The organism is Oerskovia sp. 140933 (assembly GCF_059651515.1).
The window spans coordinates 88,424-103,605 of record NZ_JAMXIO010000013.1 but is presented as its reverse complement, the minus strand read 5'-3'; the positions used below and the strand labels follow the sequence as shown (position 1 = coordinate 103,605).

The window sequence follows — 15,182 nt, the reverse complement described above, 5'->3', positions numbered from 1 at the left end:
GCCCGGACGACCTCGACCCCGTTCTCGCGCTCCGGCGACACGGAGCGGGGCGGCTAGTGGGCGGCGGCCGCCACGGACGCGAGCGTCTGCTCGACGACGGCGATCTCCTCGGTGGCCCCCGTGATCCCGGAGCGCATCACGAGCACCGAGGAGAAGAACCCGTCGGCGCACGCCTGCCCGGTGAGCGCCTGCGGGTCCTCGAGCGTCGGCACGATGTTCACCGTCTCGGTCTGACCGGGTGCGCCTCCCGCGATCTCGACCATCGTCGAGAAGACGTCGCACGCCTGGGCGGCCTCGAGCTGCTCGCCGCTGCCGACCAGCTCGGACGCCTCCCGGATCTTCCGGGTGTTCTCGGCGTCGTCGACCATGCCGCTCGCCTCGAGCTGCTGCAGCATCTCGGGCAGCCGGGCGGCCCAGTCCTCGGCCGGGACGCGCGACACCTGGACCGTCGTGCCGGCGGGGTCGCCCCAGACGCAAGCCGGGAACCCCTCGTTGCCCGCGACGTTCGTCTCGTACGGACCGTCCAGGGCCTGGCCGGCCAGGGCGGTCACCTGGTCGGCGTCGACCAGCGCGCACGCCGCTTCCCCGGCCTGCGTCGGGGACTCGACTGCCGGCTCGCTGACCGCTGCCGTGGGGGTGGGCGCGTCGACCGCGGCCGGTACGTCACCCCCGGCGGACGACGAGCATCCCGCGAGGAGCATCGTGCCGAGCACACCGGGAAGGACGACGGAGAGGACCAGCCTCGGCAACGAGTTCACCGACGAATCCAACCATATGGTCGGGGTTGTCCCCGTGAAGCGCGGCGGGTGCGCCAGGTCGTGGCGCCACGACGGGACGCGACGGAGGGGCGCGCCGCAGGGGCGCGCCGCGCACGACCCCCGCCCCTCGCGCCCCGGCCCCAGCCGCTCGCCGGGCCCCTCGGCCCGGCCACGTGCGGCGACGCCGCGCTCAGCCCTCGCCGCCCGGCACCTTGTCCTTCACGTCGTCGTACCCCTGGCTCCCGGGCAGCTCGGCAGGCGCGTACACGAGGTGCACCACGCCGGTCGGGAAGACCTCCGAACGCAGCAGCCGCAGGGGGTAGATCGGTGCCCCCTCGTCGAAGAGCCGCTCCCCCTTGCGGGCGGCGACCGGGTGGACCAGCAGGCTGAGCTCGTCCACGAGCCCCGCCGCGAGGAGCTGCCGGACCACCGAGAGCGAGCCCGGCACCAGCACCTTCCCGAGCCCCGGGGTCTCCTTGAGCGTCGTCACCGCCTCGACCAGGTCGCCGTCGAGCCTCTCGACGTTGCGCCAGCCGAGGTCCGTGTCCTGACGGGTCGCGACGACCTTGCGCAGGTCGCCGAGCCGCTTCGCGAACTCCGCGTCCTCCTCCCCGGCCTGCTCACGGCCGGGCCAGGCGCTCGCGAAGCTGTCGTAGGTGCTGCGCCCCAGCAGGAGGACGTCGACGCCCGAGTAGTCCTCGTCGACCGCAGCGCTCATGTGGTCGTCGAAGTACGGGAAGTGCCAGTCCGGGTCGATCTCGGCGACGCCGTCGAGCGAGATGAACAGGGTCGAGACGAGCTTCGCCATGGTGGTGCCCTTCGGGAGTCTGCGGGTACGACGGTTGGACCAGGACCGGATCTCGAACTCATCGGTGCCCTGGTCCCACCGTGGCACGCGCGAGGGCCCGGGGCGCGCGGAGGGGCGCGACGTCATCGGCCACCCTCAGCCGCATGCCGAAGCACGCCCCTACCGACGCACCGTGCACCCGAGGAGGAACCGGTCAGGCGACCCATCGCCCAACTCGACTGCGAACACAACAGCCGCTACGACGCCGCCACGGCGACCGTAGACTCCTCGTCCTCCCAGGCGCGCAGGCTGCGGATGGACAGCACGCACAGCAGGGCCGCGACCGCGAAGATGCCCCCGGCGATCATGAAGGGAGTGCGGTAGCCGAGTGCAGACGCGAGCACTCCACCAGCCGCGGCCCCGACCGTCAACCCGATGAGTCCCAGCAGACGGCTCACCGACCCGACACGCCCCATCACCCGTGCCGGTGTCGCGCGCTGACGGATCGAAGCGGCCATGATGTTCCACACCACCGCATGCGCGATGTACGCCGCGAGCGCGATCGCCACAACCACAACATTCGTCGTCGAGGCGATCACGATGAAGGACACCGCACCGAGGCTCAACGCAGCGACGATCGACCACCCGTATCCGATCAGTCGGCGAAGCCTGGTGGCGACGACGCTGCCCAGAAGCCCTCCCAAAGCGGAGAAGGAGAGCAGAAGTCCATACCCAGTGGCATCCAGCCCCAAGACATCGCGGGCGTAGAGGACGAGGTACGAGAAGGGGATCATGTAGGCGACACACGCAAGGCTGCCGACAAGGACGAGCAGCCGCACGACGCGGTGGCGGGCCGTCCACTCCGCACCCTCGCGAATCGAAGCCAGCAGACTGGCACGGCTCTCCTTCGGCCCGGCCGGTGGAATCGAGTAGTTTCCGCGCAGACGCCAGTAGGCGAAGCCAGCCATCAGGAAGGCCACCGCGGTCAAGGCGGAAGGCGCGAACGCCGCCATCGCGAAGAGGAATCCGCCGAGAGGTGGTCCGATGAACTCGTCCACGACCGTCTGCGTGCCAGCAATCTGAGAGTTGGCCCGGTCGAGGCCATCGGCAGGAACCGCCTGAGGGAGGACGGCGAACGCCGTGCTGTCAGAAAGCGTCTCGACCACACCCATCGCCGCGTAGACGGCGTACAGCGCGACCAGCGGAGCAGCGTCAGCCAGCACGAGTGCCGTGAGGACCGCGAAGATGGCGGCGCGGGAGAAATTGGCAAGATAGAGCAGTCGCCGCCGGTCAACGCGGTCGATGAGGACACCGATTCCGAGGACGGACAGAACGCGAGGCGCCGAATAGGCGACCGCGAGTCCGGAGATCGCCAGCGGGTTGTCCGTGAGCGTGGCAGCGAGGAGCGGCAACGCAATGAACGTTATCCCGTCCGCCAGGTTCGACGACGCATTCCCGAACCAAATGCGACGGTACTCGTCTCCCAATGTCATGCGCGATCCCTTACTCGATGTTGTGCCTGGTCCAGATGCTTGCTCACAGGTTGATCCTGTCCGTCGGCGACCGACTTCGCGATCGCCTCGAAGAGACGCACCACGGGCTGGACATCGTCGCCGCCCAGGACATCGGTCGAGTACTCCACGGTGAGGTACTCGAAATCGCGGTCGCCGCGTCCGACCGTGGCCGCGATGTCGAACTTCGAAGTCGTCCCCACCCCCTCCATCTCTCGGACCTCGACCCCCGGAAGGCGCAACTGGCTCCCACGGCTGTAGTCATAGGAGAACGTGGCCTGGATCAGCGTTGGGTGGGCCGCAGACCGCGCGGGCGCGAGAGCCTCGACGACGGCATCGAAGGGCACGTCCTGATGAGAGTAGGCCGACTCGGTGAACGCACGATAGGAACCGACGAGATCCACGATCGAGGGGTCCTGCCGGACATCGACCCGCAGCACGACCGTATTCGAGCACGACCGTATTCGCGAACATCCCGACGGTCCGATTCAACCGGTGGTCATACCTGCCGGAGACCGGTGTCCCAAACAGCACGTCGCCGACCCCGGCGATAGCCGCCAAGGTCAACCCGAAGACGAGCGACGAGGCCACAAACGGCGTGACGTCGAATTCGTCCGCGAGCCGCTGCAGTGCGCAGGCCGTCGGCTCGGTCAGCGCGCAGCGGACTGACGAGCCTTCCGAACTGCGCGCCGCGGGCAGAGGGCGTGCCCAGCGTCAAGAGTGTCGGCGCATCGCCCAGGAGGTTCTTCCAACGCTCGACGCCACGAGCCGACTGCGGCAAGGCGAGGTCCTCCGCTTGCCAGACCACATGATCGATAGCTCGCACCCGCCGGGGGAAGCCCGTCCGCGTCACCGTCCATGCTGAGTGTCGTGAGATCGTCCTCGAGAATTCCCAGGGACCACCCGTCCAGGACAACGTGATGCGCCGCGAGCATGAGGAGATGTCGATCTTCCCTCACCGCGATGAGTTCCGCGCGGAACAACGATCCACCGTCGAGGTCGAAGGGCATCGAAGCAAACGCATCGAAACGCTCGGCGGCTGCCTCGTCGCTCTCGATGCCTGGCTCTTGCGCTGTTCTGCGAGATTTCGCCGGGCCGTGGCGGCGGCGCGCGACCTTGCGCTGCTCGATCCGGGCAGGACGATGTCGTTGACGCCCCGCAACCAACCTTTTCGCGGCCTGTGACAGGAGCGGCTCAGTCGCCCGGCCACTCCCCCGTCCACTTCTGGAAGGCGCGCGCCCCGCCACGATCGATCAGCGCCTTGACGCCGGAGAACACCGCTCCCTGGATGAGCGACGCGACGAGGATCTCGCGCAGCGGGTACTCGGACTGCAACGGCGTGGGTGCGTCCTTGCGGTGACCCGGCGAGACGCGCTTGTAGACCTGCTTGAACACCTGGCCGGCGATCAGGCCGCCGATGATCGAGCTGACCAGCCCGAACGGGCGGTACAGGATCTTCGCGGCCTTGCCGCCGTGCTCCTCGGTGCGGTCGGACACGTGGTCGTTCGTGGTGCTCGTCATCGTTCGACGCTAACGCGGCGCGCGTCGGGTCGCAGGACGGGCGGCGCTGCCGCCGGTGCGGTCAGCGGTCCGCCTGCCCGGGGAGCCGCCCGCGGACCGGCGGATCACGAGTCCGCCGGTATCACCGCGCACCCCGCACGGTCGAGCACGACCCGGACCCGCTCCCCCGGCGCGGGCGCGAGCGGGTGCTGCGCGGCGCCGTCGGGCCCCGGCACCGGGGGCACGCCCCGACCGGGCGCACCGGCGGGCTCCCCGAGCGCGACCACGCGCCGGGTCCCCGCCCCGAGGTCCACGTCGACCGTGACCTCGGTGCGCCCGCGCCGGAACGCGCTGCGCACGACGGTGCCGGACCACTCCTCCGGGCCACCCGGGCCACCCGGGCCACCCGGGCCACCCGGGCCCCCCTCCCGGACGGACGGCTCGTCGGACAGCACGAGCCCCGTCGGGCCGATCGCCAGCGCCTCTCCGGCCGCAGGCAGCGGCACGAACGCCTGGTAGCCCAGGAACTGCGCGACCCGCCGTGAGGCGGGCGCGCGCCACAGGTCCTCGGGGGCCGCGAGCTGGAGCAGGCGCCCGGCGTCCATGACGGCGACGCGGTCGGCCACGGTGAAGGCCTCGTCGTGGTCGTGCGTCACGAACAGCGCGGTGGTCCCGGTCGCGACGAGGGCTGCGCGCAGGTCTCCGGCGAGCCGGTCGCGCAGCCCGCGGTCGAGCGCCGACAGCGGCTCGTCGAGCAGCAGGAGCTGCGGCTCGGGCGCCAGGGCGCGCGCGAGCGCGACGCGCTGCCGCTCCCCGCCGCTCAGGGTCGTCACGGGCCGCGGCCCGTAGCCCGCGAGCCCCACGAGGTCGAGCAGCTCGGCCACGCGGCCGCTCGCCGCGGCCCGGCGGACCCCCGCCATCCGCAGCCCGAACGCCACGTTCCCCGCGACGTCCCGGTGCGGGAAGAGCTGCCCCTCCTGGAACATGAGCCCGAACCCGCGCCGGTGCACGGGCACCCCCGCGAGGTCTCGCCCGTCCCACGCGATGCTCCCGCCCGCGACGGGCTCGAGCCCCGCGACCGCGCGCAGCAGGCTCGACTTGCCGCACCCGCTCGGGCCCAGCAGCGCGAGCACCTCGCCCGGGGCGAGGTCGAGGCTCACGCCCCGCACGGCCGTCGTCCCGGGACCCTTGCCGGACGCGGGGTCCGGGTAGTGCACGACGACGTCGCGCACCGCGAGCCCCCGGCCCGCCACGCCCCTGGCCGGGTCGTGCGGCACGTGCGGCACGTGCGGCACAGCCGAGCCGTCGAGGCCTTCGCTCCGATCCACCACCGTGGCTCCGTCCATCAGAACTCTCCTGCCGAGCGGTCGCCGCGCAGGCGCTCCGCCACCATCATCACCGTTGCCGTGAGGACCGCGAGCACGACGCTCGCGGCCAGTGCCATGCCGTAGTTCTCCGCGCCGGGCCTGCCGATGAGCCGGAAGATGACCACGGGGAGCGTCGCGGTGTCGGGCCGGGCGAGGAACGACGTCGCACCGAACTCCCCGAGCGACACCGCGAACGCGAACCCGATCGCCAGGCCCAGGGACCGGGCGGCGATGGGCCCGTCGACCGCGGCGAACACGCGCGCGGGAGACGCCCCGAGGGTCGCGGCGGCCTCGCGCAGGCGCGGGTCGATCGCGCGCAGCACGGGCAGCACGGTCCGGACCACGAGCGGGATCGCGACGACCGCCTGCGCGATCGGGACGAGCAGCCCGGAGGTCCGCAGGTCGACGTCGAGACCGAGGGGCTTGTCGAGCGTGATGAGGAAGCCGAACCCGACCGTCACGGCCGAGACCCCGAGCGGGAGCATGAAGACCGAGTCGAGCGCGCTGATCGCCCGCCGCCCCGTGCGCGAGCGGGGGCGCCGGGAGACGACGAGCGCCACGAGCCCGCCGATCACGACCGCGAGCAGCGTCGCGACCGCGGCGGTCCGCAGGGAGTTCGCGGTCGCCTCCCACACCGTGACGCTCAGGGCGTTGCGGCCGCCGGTCGTGCCGAGGTTCGCGTAGTTCTGCAGGCTCCAGCCCGCGGGGGTCTGGAACGAGCGCACGAGGAGGTTGACGAGCGGCAGCGCGATCAGGCCCAGCACGACGACGGCGGTCACCGCGAGCGGGGCGGCGTCGGCCCGCAGGCGCAACGGGCGGGCAGCGGAGGTCGCGGCGGACAGGTTGAGCGCCCTCTCGCGCCGGGAGCGGGTCCGGCTCGCGACGCTCAGCGCGACCACGACGACGACGAGCTGCACGACCGACAGCACCGCGGCCGTGCGCAGGTCGAGGAACTGGGTCGTCTGGATCCAGATCTCGGTCTCGATGGTCCCGTACTGGATGCCGCCCAGGACGAGGACGACGCCGAACGCCGTGGCGCAGAACAGGAACACGATCGACGCGGCGGACGCGATGGCCGGGGCCAGCGACGGCAGCGTCACGGACCGGAACGCGCGCCACGGCGAGGCGCCCAGCGCGCGGGCGGCCTCCTCGGCGCGCGGATCGAGGTGCTCCCAGAGCCCACCGACGGTCCGCACCACGACCGAGTAGTTGAAGAACACGAGCGCCAGGACGATCGCCCCGAACGTGCCGTCGAGCCGCAGGAACCCCAGGAGGCCGCCCTCGACCAGCAGGGACCGGAACGCGACGCCGACCACGACGGTCGGCAGCACGAACGGCACGGTCACGAACGCGCGCAGGAACGTGCGTCCCCGGAACCTGCACCGGTACAGCACGTACGCGCCGGGCACGCCGAGCAGCACCGAGATCACGGTCCCGAGCACGCCCTGCCACAGCGTCAGGCCGATGATGCGCCAGGTCCGCGGCTCGGAGAACACCTCGGCGAAGCCGGAGAGGTCGAGGGAGGCACCGGCGGCGTCGTGGGTGACGAACCCGCGTGCGACGAGCGTCGCGACGGGCCAGGCGAAGAACACCCCGAGGAACAGCAGCGGCAGCCCGGCGGCGAGCCCCCACAGGAGGACCCGCCCGCCGCGCTGCAACCCCGGGGGCACGCGGATCGTGCTCAGCCGATCACGGTCGACGTCCACGTCTTGATCCACTCGTCGCGGTGGGCCGTGATGTCGGCCGGAGAGACCTCGTAGGGCTCCGGGGACAGGGGCGCGAACTCGGCCCAGCCCTCGGGCAGCGCGATGTCCGCGTTCGCGGGGTACATGTACATGTTGTCGGCGACGTCCGCCTGGAACGCGTCGCTCACGAGGAAGTCGACGAGCTGCTGGGCCCCCTCGGGGTTCTTGGCGCCGGCGAGCACGCCCGCGTACTCGACCTGGCGGAAGCAGGTGTCGAGCAGCGCGCCCGTGGTCGTCGACGTCCCGTCCTCCGACACGGTGAACGCGGGCGACGTCGAGTACGACAGGGCGAGGGGACGCTGCCCCTTGCCCTCGCCCCCGGAGAAGTCGACCGAGTAGGCGTCGGACCAGCCGTCGACGACCTTGACGCCGTTGTCCTTGAGCCTGCTCCAGTAGCCCTCCCAGCCGTCACCCGAGTCGGACGTGCCGTAGGCGCCGACGGTCGCGAGCAGGAACGAGAGCCCGGGGGACGACGTCGCGGGGTTGGTCACGACGAGCAGGTCCTTGTACTCGGGCTTCGTCAGGTCGTCGAGGGTCACGGGCTCGGCGAGGCCCTTGTCGGCGAACCAGCCGTGGTCGACGTTGACGCACACGTCGCCCAGGTCCACGGGGGTCAGCGCGCCGTCGCCGATCGCGTACTGCGCGGCCGAGTCCGCAAGGCCTGCGGGGAAGTAGGAGTCGAGGACGCCCTCGTCGATCGCGCGGGTCGCGAACGTGTTGTCGATCCCGAACACGACGTCGCCCAGCGGCGCGTCCTTGGTCAGGACGAGCTGGTTGACGAGCGCCCCGCCGTCGCCCGGCGCGACCTGCTTCACGGTCAGCCCGGACTCCTCCTCGAACGCGGCGAGGACCTCGTCGCTCACGGCGAACGAGTCGTGGGTCACGAGCGTGACGGTGTCCGTGGCGGTGCTGTCGCCCGAGCCGCTGTCGGCTGCGCCGGCGCACGCCGTCAGGGCCAGGGCGCTGATCCCGCCGACGAGCCCGAGGCCGAGCCTGCGGGGGGTGCTGCGGCGGGTACTGATGGTGTTCACGTGTCCTCCTTGGACTCACAGGAGGGGGACCTCGCGCACGGGAGGTCCCGTGAGCGAGGCTAGAGAAGCCCGACTTCCTCCACCGGTGCTAACCGGATCAGGTTCGAGGGTCTGCGGTGGTCCGCACTCTCAGCGCCCGTCGCCCGGTGTTCCCGGGGCGGTCGGCGCTCCCCTGTCGTTCACCTGCGACTTTACACCGGGGCCCGACGGCGTGGGCAGCCGTCCGGCGTACGGCGTCGCCCGGGGCGCGCCGCCCCCGGGGCGACGACTACGGTGGGAGGTGAGCTTCGCCGTCGGGCCTGCGGGTACGCCGGCGGCACCGCCCCGCCCCGCACCCTGGAGGAACACATGGCCGACAACGATCAGACCCTCGCCGAGAAGGTCACGACCGTCGCGCTGACGCTGGCCGCAGGCTGGGTCGCGCAGAAGGCCGTGAGCTACGCGTGGGCCAAGGCCACGGGGCACGACGCCCCCAAGGACCTGGACGACCCGGAGGTCGGGATCATCAGCGCGGTCACGTTCGCCGCGGCCGCCGCGGCCGCGAGCGTGTTCGCTCGCCGGTTCGCGGGGCGCGAGGCCAAGCGCGTCGTGAAGCGGTTCGTCGCACGCGCGCACTGACACCCGGCACGGGACAGAGGCGAACGGTCGAGGGAGAGGGCTAGGACCCTCCACCTCGACCGTTCGCCTCTCTGCCGGCGCGGGACGCGTCACGCCGTGAGCATCGCCGCCGGGTTCTCGTGCGTCAGACGGCGCAGCACGTCACGCTCGACGCCCCGCCGGGCCAGCATCTCGGTGAAGACCGTCGGCACGTACGCGAACCCGTTGCCGCCGTTCTGCACCCACATCTGCTTGAGGAACACGTCGTGGCTCATGAGCACCTGGCCCGCGAACCCCGCCTCGACCAGCCGGTGCACCGCACCCGCGGTCGTGTGCGGGTCCGGCGAGACACCCTCCTTGGGGTACGTGATGTCCATGCCGACCATGTCGAACTCGAGCCACACCCCGCGCTCCGCGACGGCCCGCTGGTAGTCGGGGTCCTCGGCCGAGGGGTCCATGTGGCACAGCACGACCTTCTCCGGCCGCACGCCCACCTCGTCGACCACGAGATCGAGGATCTCGTGCGCCCGACGCTGCCAGCCCGGCAGGTGGATCTGCATCGCGACCTGCGGGTGCTCGAGCTGAGCCAGGGCCGAGGCCCGCAGCGACGCCCGCTCGCCCGCCGTGAAGTCCGGCGAGACGCCGATCTCCCCGATCACGCCCGGACGGATGCCCGTGTCCCGGACGCCCTCGGACAGCTCGCGCGAGATCGCCGCGGCCTGCGCGTCCACGACCTGCGCCGTGATGCGCTCACCCTCGAACTTCTCGAGGTAGGCCCCCGCACCCATGACGACGTTGAGGCCCGTGCGACGCGCCACGTCCAGCAGGCGCTCGGGGTTGCGCCCGATCGCCTCGCTCGACGTCGCGTCCACGACGGTCCGTCCGCCGAGGGCCGCGAAGCTGCGGATCTCGGCCTCGACGGCCGCGACCGGCTTGTCGGCGATGTTGTCGGCGCAGCAGTACGGGTCCTGGCGCAGCGCCCAGGCGACCGAGGCGGAGACCGGCTCGCGGACCACGGCCTGGGAGAACTCGTAGCTCGGCGCGTCGAGCACACCGGAGAGGTCGTTGAACAGGTGCTCGTGGGGCAGGGTCAGCCCCAGGTCCTGTGCGGCGACGGGTCCGGTGACCGTCTGGACGAACCCTGCCGGCGTGACGTTCATCGCGGGCTCACCTCTCCTGCTTCACCACCGCCGACGGCGGCGGCCACTGCGGTGTCGGCTGTCGCCTCCGGCGACTTCCCCGACGGGATCATGCCGATCACCGCGGCGATCAGCGCGATCACGGTGCCGATGATCGTGGCGGCGTAGATCGTGTGGCCGAGCGACGGGATCGCAGCGTCGATGAGGAGCGAGCCGACGAGCTGACCCGCGGTGGACGCGAGCCCCAGGAGCAGCAGCCCCAGCCCGCGGACCAGGAGAGCCATGAGGGCGATCGAGAGGAGGCCGAGCGGGCCGCCCAGGTACATCCACCACGAGCCGGGGAGCTGGAAGTCGACGCCCGAGGTCATGGCGCGGATCGCGTAGGCGATGCCGAGGGCCGTGAAGCCGACCAGGAAGTTCCAGCCGATCGAGACGAGCATCGAGCCCGTGGCGTCGGCGACGGCCGCGTTGCCCGCGGGCTGCCAGCCGGCGAGGAGACCGCCGACGAACGGCATGATCGCGAGGGCGATGGTGTGCGGGGCCGAGAAGTTCGGCGAGATGACGATGACCGTCGCGACGATCGCGAGGACCGCGCCGGCGAGGCGGAAGAACGTGAGCGGCTGCTTGACCGAGGCCGTGACCCCCAGGCGGTCGCACACGACGCCCGAGATGACCAGACCCGAGATCAGGGAGATCTGGAACGTCGCGACGCCCAGGACACCGACCGTCACACCCTCCGAGAGGACGATGACCGCGCCGCACAGACCTGCGAGGAAGTTCCACCACGGGATGGTGCGGCCCTTGATGAGGCTCGGGATCGCGAGCGCCTCGCGGCGCGTCACGGGCCGTGCGAACACGATGACGAACATGAGGACCAGGCCCGTGCCGAACGAGATGAGGGCGGCCGCGTGGCCGTCGCCGATCGACTTGCCGAGCTGACCGTTGACCGCGGCCTGCATGGGCCCGAGGGCCCCGGCGAGGACGGTCGCGAGGACGAGCAGGGCGGTCGCGGTGCTCTTGACCTTGCTGCGCTGGGCCGACGGGCTGGTCGTCTGGGCGCCTCCCGGGCGGGAGACGGACCCCGGCGTGGTGTGCTTCATTGCTTGGCCGTGCCTTTCATCTTTCGACGGTACGTCGGATCGGAGGACCGATCGAACGACCAGCCCTGGATCGACGGTGAGCGGTCGTTCTGGGTGGGGGTCGTGCGGGTCGTTCTGGGTGGGGGTCGTGCGGGGAGAGAAGGTCTGGAGGGCTAGTGCTCCGGCGTCGGGCTCTGCGGGAGGGCAGGGACCTCGTCGGCGAGCGGCAGGGACTCGATGGCCCCGTCGCGAGTGGTCGTGAGGGCCGCGACGCGGGACGCCCAGCGGGCGGCCCCGACGAGGTCCTCGCCGCGCAGCAGGCCGTCGGCGAGCGCTGCGCAGAAGCTGTCGCCGGCTGCCGTGGTGTCGATCGCGTCGACGCGCACGGCCGGGACCGCGGTCGGCCCGCCGTCGCGGGGCACCACGACCGAGCCGTCGGAACCGAGGGTCACGACGACGTCGCCCGGGAAGGCGAGCCCGCGCACCATGGCCACGACGTCGGCGAGGGCCTCGGGGGCCTCGGTCGCGCCTGCGAGGGTCGCGAGCTCGAACCGGTTGGGGACCAGGACGTCGAACCGGTCGCGGATCTCGGCGGGGACGGGGACCGCGGGGGCCGGGTTAAGGATCGTGGTGCCGGTCGCGAGGCGCGCGACCGCGGCGAGCGAGCCGAGCGGCGTCTCGCACTGGCACAGGACGACCTGCGCGTCGGCGACGGCCCGGACTGCGGCGTCGCGCGAGTCGACGAACTCCTCGTCGACGTCGCCGTTGGCGCCCGCCTCGATGACGATCGTGGACTCGGGCTGCTCCCACAGGATCACGGCGGTGCCGGTGGGGTGCCCGGACACGTCGACCGACGAGACCTCGAGCCCCTCGGCCACGAGCCGGGCCGTGATCTCGCGGCCCGCGTCGTCGTCCCCGACGGCTCCGACCATCGCGACCCGACGGCCCAGGCGCGCGGCGGCGACGGCCTGGTTGGCCCCCTTGCCGCCGGGCGAGCGCTTGAGCCCGGTCGCGCTGATCGTCTCGCCCGAGCGGGGGATCCGGTCGACGGTCAGCCGGATGTCCATGTTCAGGCTGCCGACGACCGTGATCTCGGGGGCGGGGGCGGGGGCGGAGGTGCCCCCGGCCCCGGGGTGGGCGCTCATCAGCCCGCGAGCCAGGTGACGGCCTGGCCGAAGAGCGTGCCGTAACCGGACCACTCCATGAACTCACGGGGGGCCCAGTGCGGGGAGATGTCGGACGCGAAGGCCAGCGTGCGCCCCTCGCCCTCGGTGCGGACGGCGACGAGCGGGCGGCCCTCGATCGTGGCGAGGACGGTCGCGTCCGCCTTGGCCGTGAGCTTCTGGTACCCGAGCAGGATGGGCCACTCGGCGTCGAGGCCTGCGGTCACGGGGTGCTCGACGTCGGTCAGGACGCCACCGATGCCCTCGGGGGTCTCCTCGCGGTCGTCGTACGGGAGGATGTCGACGGGCAGGACGGCCTCGACGGCGGTGCCGTGGTAGTTCGCCTTGGCCTGGAAGCCCTGGAAGCTGAGGTAGCCGCCGGCCATCATGAGGCCGCCGCCGCGACGCACCCACTCGGCGAGGAGCTTGATGCGGTTCGGGAAGGGGCGTCCCTGGGAGAACACGACGGGCGGGAGCAGCAGGGTGTTGGCCCCGATGTCGGACAGGAGGACGACGTCGTAGGCGTCGAGCTCCTCGAGCGTGGAGGGGAAGTCGGTCGCGACCAGGTGCGACGGCAGGTGCGTGACCTCGTGCCCCTCGGCGGCGAGCGCCTCGAGCAGGGCGGCGCAGCCGATCTCCAGCTGGGCGTGCGGGAAGGCGTCGTAGCCCTTGTAGTCCGTCGCGGCATTGATCCACGACTCTCCGGCTAGCAGCACGCGGCTCATGCGGTTCTCCTCAGGACGGTTCGGGCTCCGCCGCCACATCGGCGACGTTGCGCAATGTTGTGTTGCTGTTGCGCAACAACCTAGGTGTGCGTCAGGCTGGTGTCAACCGAGGGCCGCCGCACCCCCTCGCGCCGCCCGCAGGCCGCGCGTCGGAACGGCCCGATCCCGCGGTTCCACGGCCCCCCGCACCTCTCGCGACCAGCACAGCGATAGGCTCGGGGAGCATCCGACGGCCGGAGGCACGAGCAGAGAGGCGGCGACGATGACGCTGACGCAAGTTGCGCAACACGCGGGCGTCTCGACGTCCACCGCCTCCCGGTACCTCCGAGGTCAGCTCAACGTCCAGCCCGAGACCGCGGCCCGCATCGAGGCCGCCGTCGCCGCGCTCGGGTACCGCGGGACCGGGGCCCGCCGGCAGCGAGGCGCCTCCGCAGGAGCGCCCGCACGAGCGACGACGACGCCCGGCGTGCTCGCCCTCGTCGTGCCCGACTTCACCAACCCGTTCTTCACGACGCTCGCCGAGGAGTGCGCCGAGCTCGCGGCCTCCCGGCAGATCCCGCTGGTCGTCGCCGTGTCCGGCAAGCACGGCGAACGCGACGGCGGGCTCAGCCCGCTGATCGGCGGCACCGACGTGCTGGGCGGGCTGATCTACCTCGGCATGAGCCGCACCGACGAACGCCTCGCCCGCGCCGTCGAGGGCGGGCTGCCCGTCGTCGTGATCGACGAGGAGATCGACCTCGACCTCGCGGTCGACACGGTCACGGTCGACAACTACGGCGGCGCCTACCAGGCCACGAGATACCTCATCCAGCAGGGGCACCGCCGGATCGCGCACGTCGCCGGCCCGCCCGAGCTCTCCACGACCCAGGAGCGCAAGCGCGGCTTCCTCGACGCGCTCGCCGACGCGGGCCTGACGGCCGACCCCGACCTGATCCGCCACGGCCCGTACACCGAGCAGTTCGGCGCCTCGACGTTCCCGTACCTCACCCGCCCCGGGAACGCCCCCACCGCGGTGTTCGTCGGGAGCGACATCGTGGCCGTGGGGATGCTCGGCGCCGCCGAGCTCCACGGCATCCGCATCCCCGAGGACCTGTCGGTCGTCGGGTGCGACGGCATCCGCATCGGCCAGTGGTTGCGCCCCCAGCTCACGACGCTCGAGCAGCCCGTCGCGGCGCTCGCGCTCGCCGCGGTCGACGCCCTCGAGCGAGCCATGTCCCGCCGGGAGGCGCCCGCCGTCGAGGGGTCCGTCGACGCCGGCTTCGAGCCCGCGCGCACGGTCCTCCCGCTCCACCTGGTCATCCGCGGGTCGGTCGCGCCGCCGTCGGCCTGAGGCCCGCGTCCTGCCGCGGCGGGCCCGCGCGGTCCGGTAGTGTCGCGGGACCGGTGGCCGCACCTCGACGTCGAGTGCCGCGGTCCCGGCGTCCAGCCGGGACGACGTCGCCCGGTCCGGTACCTCGAGAGGACCCGCCATGCCCCCGAAGCTCAGCGCGACCGCACTCTTCTGGTGGGGCGTGGGGTTGATCGTCGCGGGGGTCGTGGGCACCCTCGTCCTGCCGCACCTCTTCCCCCGGCTCGGCTACGCGACCGGGTTCGCGTTCGTGCAGTCCGTCGTCGGTCTGGTCTCTGCGCTCGTGTCGGTGGCCCACGTCGTGGGTGCCGGTCTGGTCGCGGCGGCCTTCACGGTGCGCGCGCTGGGCCGCGACACGAACGACCGCTACACGGGCCCGGCGCCGTACTCGCCGGCCAAGCCGGGCAACGAGCCGCCACGCTGAGGGGCGGC

General features: G+C 72.2%; 17 protein-coding genes, 1 pseudogene and 1 riboswitch. Of the genes and pseudogenes, 4 read left to right on the top strand and 14 right to left on the bottom strand.

What is annotated here, in order from left to right:
* Nucleotides 1-53: 53 nt before the first annotated feature.
* From NHG27_RS09280 to NHG27_RS09255, 6 genes and pseudogenes are all read right to left on the bottom strand, one after another.
* Nucleotides 54-758 (bottom strand): DUF3558 family protein, encoded by a 705-nt coding sequence (locus NHG27_RS09280; protein WP_497016065.1) that lies wholly within the window; start codon nt 756-758, stop codon nt 54-56.
* A 190-nt stretch (nt 759-948) separates the two neighbouring features.
* The gene (locus tag NHG27_RS09275) at nt 949-1,692 is read right to left on the bottom strand and encodes a dihydrofolate reductase family protein (protein WP_497016064.1); all 744 of its coding nucleotides are present in this window, start codon (nt 1,690-1,692) and stop codon (nt 949-951) included.
* Nucleotides 1,693-1,802: 110 nt separating this feature from the next.
* Nucleotides 1,803-3,038 carry an MFS transporter gene (locus NHG27_RS09270; protein ID WP_497016062.1) on the bottom strand — a complete coding sequence of 412 codons (1,236 nt, stop codon included), beginning with the start codon at nt 3,036-3,038 and terminating at the stop codon, nt 1,803-1,805.
* The gene (locus tag NHG27_RS09265; protein ID WP_497016060.1) at nt 3,035-3,496 is read right to left on the bottom strand and encodes a condensation domain-containing protein; all 462 of its coding nucleotides are present in this window, start codon (nt 3,494-3,496) and stop codon (nt 3,035-3,037) included. Before NHG27_RS09265 ends, NHG27_RS09270 begins: the two co-directional genes overlap by 4 nt.
* A 37-nt stretch (nt 3,497-3,533) precedes the next feature.
* A pseudogene (locus tag NHG27_RS09260) lies at nt 3,534-3,755 on the bottom strand (hypothetical protein); the annotation flags it as partial.
* Nucleotides 3,707-4,066 (bottom strand): condensation domain-containing protein, encoded by a 360-nt coding sequence (locus NHG27_RS09255; RefSeq protein ID WP_497016059.1) that lies wholly within the window; start codon nt 4,064-4,066, stop codon nt 3,707-3,709. The gene NHG27_RS09255 and the pseudogene NHG27_RS09260, both read right to left, overlap by 49 nt.
* Here NHG27_RS09255 and NHG27_RS09250 point away from each other — a divergent pair.
* Entirely contained in the window at nt 3,998-4,240 is a 243-nt protein-coding gene (locus NHG27_RS09250; protein ID WP_497016077.1) for a hypothetical protein, read from the top strand. The genes NHG27_RS09255 and NHG27_RS09250 overlap by 69 nt on opposite strands.
* Before the next feature lie 10 nt (nt 4,241-4,250).
* Here the strand turns inward: NHG27_RS09250 and NHG27_RS09245 are convergent, their stop codons facing one another.
* From NHG27_RS09245 to NHG27_RS09230, 4 genes are all read right to left on the bottom strand, one after another.
* Nucleotides 4,251-4,577, bottom strand: coding sequence for a DUF4235 domain-containing protein (locus NHG27_RS09245; RefSeq protein WP_193720772.1), 327 nt, complete (start codon nt 4,575-4,577; stop codon nt 4,251-4,253).
* A 104-nt stretch (nt 4,578-4,681) separates the two neighbouring features.
* Nucleotides 4,682-5,902, bottom strand: coding sequence for an ABC transporter ATP-binding protein (locus tag NHG27_RS09240; protein WP_497016056.1), 1,221 nt, complete (start codon nt 5,900-5,902; stop codon nt 4,682-4,684).
* Entirely contained in the window at nt 5,902-7,593 is a 1,692-nt protein-coding gene (locus NHG27_RS09235) for an ABC transporter permease (protein ID WP_321575471.1), read from the bottom strand. The genes NHG27_RS09240 and NHG27_RS09235 overlap by 1 nt, the downstream gene beginning before the upstream one ends.
* An 11-nt stretch (nt 7,594-7,604) precedes the next feature.
* A complete protein-coding gene (locus tag NHG27_RS09230; protein WP_497016054.1) occupies nt 7,605-8,699 on the bottom strand; it encodes a thiamine ABC transporter substrate-binding protein in 1,095 nt (364 codons plus the stop codon).
* A gap of 57 nt (nt 8,700-8,756) precedes the next feature.
* Nucleotides 8,757-8,883: riboswitch (TPP riboswitch) on the bottom strand.
* A 164-nt stretch (nt 8,884-9,047) separates the two neighbouring features.
* Between NHG27_RS09230 and NHG27_RS09225 the strand changes: the two genes are divergently transcribed.
* Nucleotides 9,048-9,317, top strand: a complete 270-nt coding sequence (locus NHG27_RS09225; RefSeq protein ID WP_193720775.1) for a DUF4235 domain-containing protein — start codon at nt 9,048-9,050, stop codon at nt 9,315-9,317.
* 89 nt (nt 9,318-9,406) lie between these two features.
* Here the strand turns inward: NHG27_RS09225 and NHG27_RS09220 are convergent, their stop codons facing one another.
* From NHG27_RS09220 to NHG27_RS09205, 4 genes are all read right to left on the bottom strand, one after another.
* Nucleotides 9,407-10,456 (bottom strand): phosphotriesterase family protein, encoded by a 1,050-nt coding sequence (locus NHG27_RS09220; RefSeq protein ID WP_497016052.1) that lies wholly within the window; start codon nt 10,454-10,456, stop codon nt 9,407-9,409.
* A complete protein-coding gene (locus tag NHG27_RS09215; RefSeq protein ID WP_497016050.1) occupies nt 10,453-11,535 on the bottom strand; it encodes a DMT family transporter in 1,083 nt (360 codons plus the stop codon). Before NHG27_RS09215 ends, NHG27_RS09220 begins: the two co-directional genes overlap by 4 nt.
* Before the next feature lie 152 nt (nt 11,536-11,687).
* Entirely contained in the window at nt 11,688-12,659 is a 972-nt protein-coding gene (locus NHG27_RS09210; RefSeq protein WP_497016048.1) for a ribokinase, read from the bottom strand.
* Nucleotides 12,659-13,402, bottom strand: coding sequence for a glutamine amidotransferase (locus NHG27_RS09205; protein ID WP_497016046.1), 744 nt, complete (start codon nt 13,400-13,402; stop codon nt 12,659-12,661). The genes NHG27_RS09210 and NHG27_RS09205 overlap by 1 nt, the downstream gene beginning before the upstream one ends.
* On the opposite strand from NHG27_RS09205, the gene NHG27_RS09200 reads away from it, so the two are divergent.
* Together NHG27_RS09200 and NHG27_RS09195 are read left to right on the top strand one after the other, a co-directional pair.
* Nucleotides 13,401-14,732 (top strand): LacI family DNA-binding transcriptional regulator, encoded by a 1,332-nt coding sequence (locus NHG27_RS09200; RefSeq protein WP_193720780.1) that lies wholly within the window; start codon nt 13,401-13,403, stop codon nt 14,730-14,732. The two genes, NHG27_RS09205 and NHG27_RS09200, sit on opposite strands and share 2 nt — an antisense overlap.
* A gap of 139 nt (nt 14,733-14,871) precedes the next feature.
* Nucleotides 14,872-15,174: a hypothetical protein gene (locus tag NHG27_RS09195; RefSeq protein WP_497016043.1), complete on the top strand. Its 303-nt coding sequence runs from the start codon at nt 14,872-14,874 to the stop codon at nt 15,172-15,174.
* The last annotated feature ends 8 nt before the right edge of the window (nt 15,175-15,182 follow it).